The 3,931-nt window shown below is 62.1% G+C and carries 4 protein-coding genes; 1 reads left to right on the forward strand and 3 read right to left on the reverse strand.

Going from position 1 to position 3,931, the window contains the following annotated elements:
- Nucleotides 1-172: 172 nt before the first annotated feature.
- Together VNH11_10510 and VNH11_10515 are read right to left on the reverse strand one after the other, a co-directional pair.
- Complete coding sequence (locus VNH11_10510) at nucleotides 173-496, reverse strand: hypothetical protein (protein ID HVA46785.1); 324 nt, start codon at nucleotides 494-496, stop codon at nucleotides 173-175.
- Nucleotides 493-912, reverse strand: coding sequence for a hypothetical protein (locus tag VNH11_10515; protein ID HVA46786.1), 420 nt, complete (start codon nucleotides 910-912; stop codon nucleotides 493-495). Before VNH11_10515 ends, VNH11_10510 begins: the two co-directional genes overlap by 4 nt.
- Before the next feature lie 442 nt (nucleotides 913-1,354).
- On the opposite strand from VNH11_10515, the gene VNH11_10520 reads away from it, so the two are divergent.
- Nucleotides 1,355-3,004, forward strand: coding sequence for a class I SAM-dependent methyltransferase (locus tag VNH11_10520; GenBank protein HVA46787.1), 1,650 nt, complete (start codon nucleotides 1,355-1,357; stop codon nucleotides 3,002-3,004).
- Here the strand turns inward: VNH11_10520 and VNH11_10525 are convergent, their stop codons facing one another.
- On the reverse strand, nucleotides 3,005-3,751 hold the full coding sequence (locus VNH11_10525) for a hypothetical protein (GenBank protein HVA46788.1): 747 nt from the start codon (nucleotides 3,749-3,751) through the stop codon (nucleotides 3,005-3,007).
- Nucleotides 3,752-3,931 lie beyond the last annotated feature (180 nt).

Below are 3,931 nucleotides of genomic sequence, written 5' to 3' on the forward strand. Positions count from 1 at the left end.
GTCACGTTGGCGCTCTCGACCGGCTTGTTGAGATAAGCGAACAGGTCGGCGATCTCGTCCAACGTGAGCGAGTTCAGCAGCCCTTCGGGCATGGCCGACTTCTTGCTCGGCGCGCTCTCGCTGATGTCGACTTCGTCGATCATCACCTTTTCGCCGTTCGATTGCAGGACCGTCACCGCGCCGTCGCGGCCGCGATTTGGTCGGCCATCATCCGATCGACGGCAGCTTCGTCAAACCGCGGCGACCGTTCCGCTGGCTCGTCATCCAACGCGGTAAGCAACGTCGGCGAGGCGTCTTCCTGTCTTTCTCGGTCACCGCGCGAGGCCGCCGCGCTGCCCGGCGACGACGGATCATCGCTCCCCGGCTGATCTTGGTTCGCCAAGCGAGCGTTGCCCGTCGATGAAGGATCGCTCGGCGACGGCTTTGCGTCGGGATCCAGCAAATCAACGTCGGCCGGCAGGCCCTCGCCGAGCGGCCGCGCGATCAACTCGGTCATGGCCGTCTTGGCGTCCGTCGTGCGATGCGCGGTCGGCGTGCCAACGCCCATAGGCACCTGTTGCGATGGACCAAGCTCGTGTTGGCGCCGATATTGAAGTTCCGAATGCCGTAGCGCGTGTTCGCCGCTTGGTAGTAAAGGTTCGGCGACAATTCGGGCGGCAGATTTTCGCCGGGGAAGGGAGGCCGGTCGTTCGGTATCCAAGACGGATGGTTGAAGGCCAGCGCGTCGTTGGCCGCATAGCTGAGATCCACGGGAACGGCGCTGCCGGTCGCGCCGACCAGGGCAATATCCGCCGGATTGGTGCTGTTCGAGGGTGCGGCTGAGCCGGGCAGTGCAACCAGACCGCTTTGATTGATCAACGACGCGTCCGGGGACACGTTCCCAAACTCGCTCGTGCCAGGCGCCAGGCTCAACGCGAGGCGTTCCTCCAGGGCTTCAAATCGTGCGGGATGCGAGAAGCCATGCCGACGGTCGTGCCGTGGCTGACCTGCGCCGCGGCCCCGATGAGCCCCTGTTTGCCAAGCCTTGGCGAACTGCCACATTTTCGCACTGCGCCTGCAGGGCCGAGTCTCGAACGTAAATGCCTGTTTGCCAAGCCTTGGCGAACTGCCACATTTTCGTCCCCCTTTCTCACTTTCTCGTTATTGCTTGCAATGCCAAGCTTTGTCCCTACAATCGCAGGCAGCGGGTCTCGGCAGACGACGGACCGACGGATCAGGGTCGGCAGGCGAGAAGCAGAATATGGCGAGCGCAAAGCGACAGCTCGAATTCGATCTGGCGTTTGCAGCGATCGGCCCGGAGGAACCGGTCGCGGCAGCCAATTGGAGCAATGGCCAAACAGAAAGGAATTCGCCCATGGCCAAGTGCGGGGAGGCAGCGTGCGCCAAATTGCGCGGTGGCTATTACACTCCGCCCGAGGTCGCCGCGTGGCTCGCCCAATGGGCGATCCGCTCTGCCGACGATCGTGTTTTGGAGCCCAGCAGCGGAGACGGCGTCTTCCTGGAACAGGCGGCCAAGCGACTTTTGAGACTGGGCGCCTCACCGGATGCCGTGCTGAAGCAGATCGCCGGCGTAGAAATTGAGCCGGCGGAGGCCCGCAAAGCCGCCGTGCGAATGGAAGGCATTCTGGGACGCGAGCCGAACGGTCAGGTCGCGCGTGCCGACTTCTTTCACTGGCTGACGGGGCACTCCCAGGAGCAGTTTGATTGCGCCCTCGGCAATCCCCCCTTCATCCGCTACCAGAACTTTCCCGAGCCGTCGCGATCGCGCGCGATGTCGCTGATGAAATCGTTCGGGCTGCGGCCAAACAAGCTCACCAACACCTGGGTGCCGTTCGTCGTGGGCAGCCTCGCCAGACTGAAGCGGGGCGGCCGCCTGGCGATGGTGCTGCCCGCCGAGTTGCTGCAAGTGAGCTACGCGGCGCAGTTGCGGCGTTTCTTGGCAAATCATTTCACGCGCATCCACATCTTCGCCTGCAATCGGTTGTTTTTTGATAATGCGGAGCAAGAGGTGCTGCTATTGTTGGCCGACGGGTACTCGCCGGCCGCCGCGTCTCAGTGCCTGATCGAGTTGATCGAAGCCGACGACGTCGACGGCGTGCTCTCATCGACGCCGAACCACAGAGACGCCAGCGAATACAGCGTTCTCGACCACGGCAGCGAAAAATGGCTGAAATACTTTCTTAAGCCGGTTGAAATCGGTTTCATGCGCGCCCTCAAGACGCACCAGGGCATCACGCACCTTGCCGAGCACGCCGAGATCGACATCGGCGTGGTCACGGGCCGCAATGAATTCTTCGTCGTTCCCAAGTCGACGCTCGAGGAGTTTAACCTGCGGGAGTTCGCCGTCAATCTCGTCGGCCGCTCGTCGCAGTTGCGCGGTGCAATCATCGGCGACGAGGAGTGGCGCGAAATGGCGGAGGGCGGCAAACACGTGCATTTGCTGTTGCTGGGCGGCCCGCGGAGCGCGGCGCTCAACGAGGGAGCCAAGCGGTATATCGCAACGGGCGAGAACCGCGGAGTCCACACAGGCTACAAATGCGCGTTGCGAGCACCGTGGTATCTCGTGCCCTCAATCTGGGTCCCCGATGCCTTTTTCTTCCGGCAGATTTACGATTTTCCGCGGGTCGTGCTCAACAAGGCCGGCGCGATTTCCACGGACACGATTCACCGCATGCGATGCCGGAAAAAACCCGTCGCCGTGCTGCAGAGCCTCTACACCCATTTGACCGCGGCCTCGGCAGAAATTGAGGGCCGCAGCTATGGCGGCGGCGTGCTGGAGCTTCAGCCAACCGAAGCGGAGCGGCTGTTGATGCCGAAGAAACTTGGCGACGGGTTGCCGCTGCCTACGGTTGACCAAATGATCCGTAAGGGCAATCTGCCGGACATCCTGGCGGAAAACGACCGACTGATCCTTCGAGAGCTCGGACTGACCAAGGGCGAGTGCGCGATGCTCAAGGCGATCTGGGAGAAGATGCGCGAGCGTCGCCGGTCGCGCAAGCGATAGTCACTCTTCGTGGGACGTTTCCTTGTCGGCTTCGAATTCGGCCTCGATCTCCGGTTCGTCAACGTCGTGCGGCGGCAGCCCCTTGTATCGTTCGACGTAATGCCGCTCGACTTGCCCCGAGAACGACTCGATGCGCAAGGGCGATCCCTCGGCTGGCCACGCCTCGTCGAGCGAGCCATCGTTTGGGTTCCATAAAACAAGCGAGATCGCTTCCGCCTTGTGCGCGCTGTCAATGGGGCCAATCCGTCCGGTAAGCCGCTCGAGGGTTCGCGTCAGCGCCAGCCGTTGCGTCGGAAGCAAGCACGGTTCAGGTATGATCACCATGAAGGCGACCACGGCATACGGGAACCGCGTATGCACGGTCGTAGCCTCCGTGCCAAGATCGTTGATCATGTTCTGATAGTTCTTGCCGACGCTCTTCGTGTCGTTGAGCGTCTTGCTGTCGAAGGCGATCCGCACGCCGTCCGGACGGTAGCCGACGTCAAAGTTTTGCGGCCTCACGCCTCCCACGATGCGGACGGGCCCGACTTCGACGACGTCATCTGCCGACGGCCGAATATCGAACTGGCTCGGCGTGACGATTTCGACGTTTCCCAGCATCGTCGCCAGGGCCGCGCCAACACGCGCGTCAAAAAGATTGCCCAGCCTCATTGACGAGTAGGGCGGCTTCTTTGGGAGACTTTGCTTGAGCTGCCAATGCTCACCGAACGGTCGCAACTCGTCTTGAGCGACAACAACCGGAGGCATCTTACCCAATGCTGCCATAGCGTAACGCCCCTTTACTTCATCCGCTTCACGGATGGCTGCAGGGTCACGTTGGCGCTCTCGACCGGCTTGTTGAGATAAGCGAACAGGTCGGCGATCTCGTCCAACGTGAGCGAGTTCAGCAGCCCTTCGGGCATGGCCGACTTCTTGCTCGGCGCGCTC

Source organism: Pirellulales bacterium (assembly GCA_035533075.1).
In the GTDB taxonomy this organism is placed as follows: Bacteria; Planctomycetota; Planctomycetia; order Pirellulales; family JAICIG01; genus DASSFG01.

Bases quoted from the DNA above. Each gene is read 5' to 3' on its own strand.
- VNH11_10525 (HVA46788.1), bottom strand. From the start codon at position 3,751: ATGCCTCCGGTTGTTGTCGCTCAAGACGAGTTGCGACCGTTCGGTGAG.
- VNH11_10520 (HVA46787.1), top strand. From the start codon at position 1,355: ATGGCCAAGTGCGGGGAGGCAGCGTGCGCCAAATTGCGCGGTGGCTAT.
- VNH11_10510 (HVA46785.1), bottom strand. From the start codon at position 496: ATGACCGAGTTGATCGCGCGGCCGCTCGGCGAGGGCCTGCCGGCCGAC.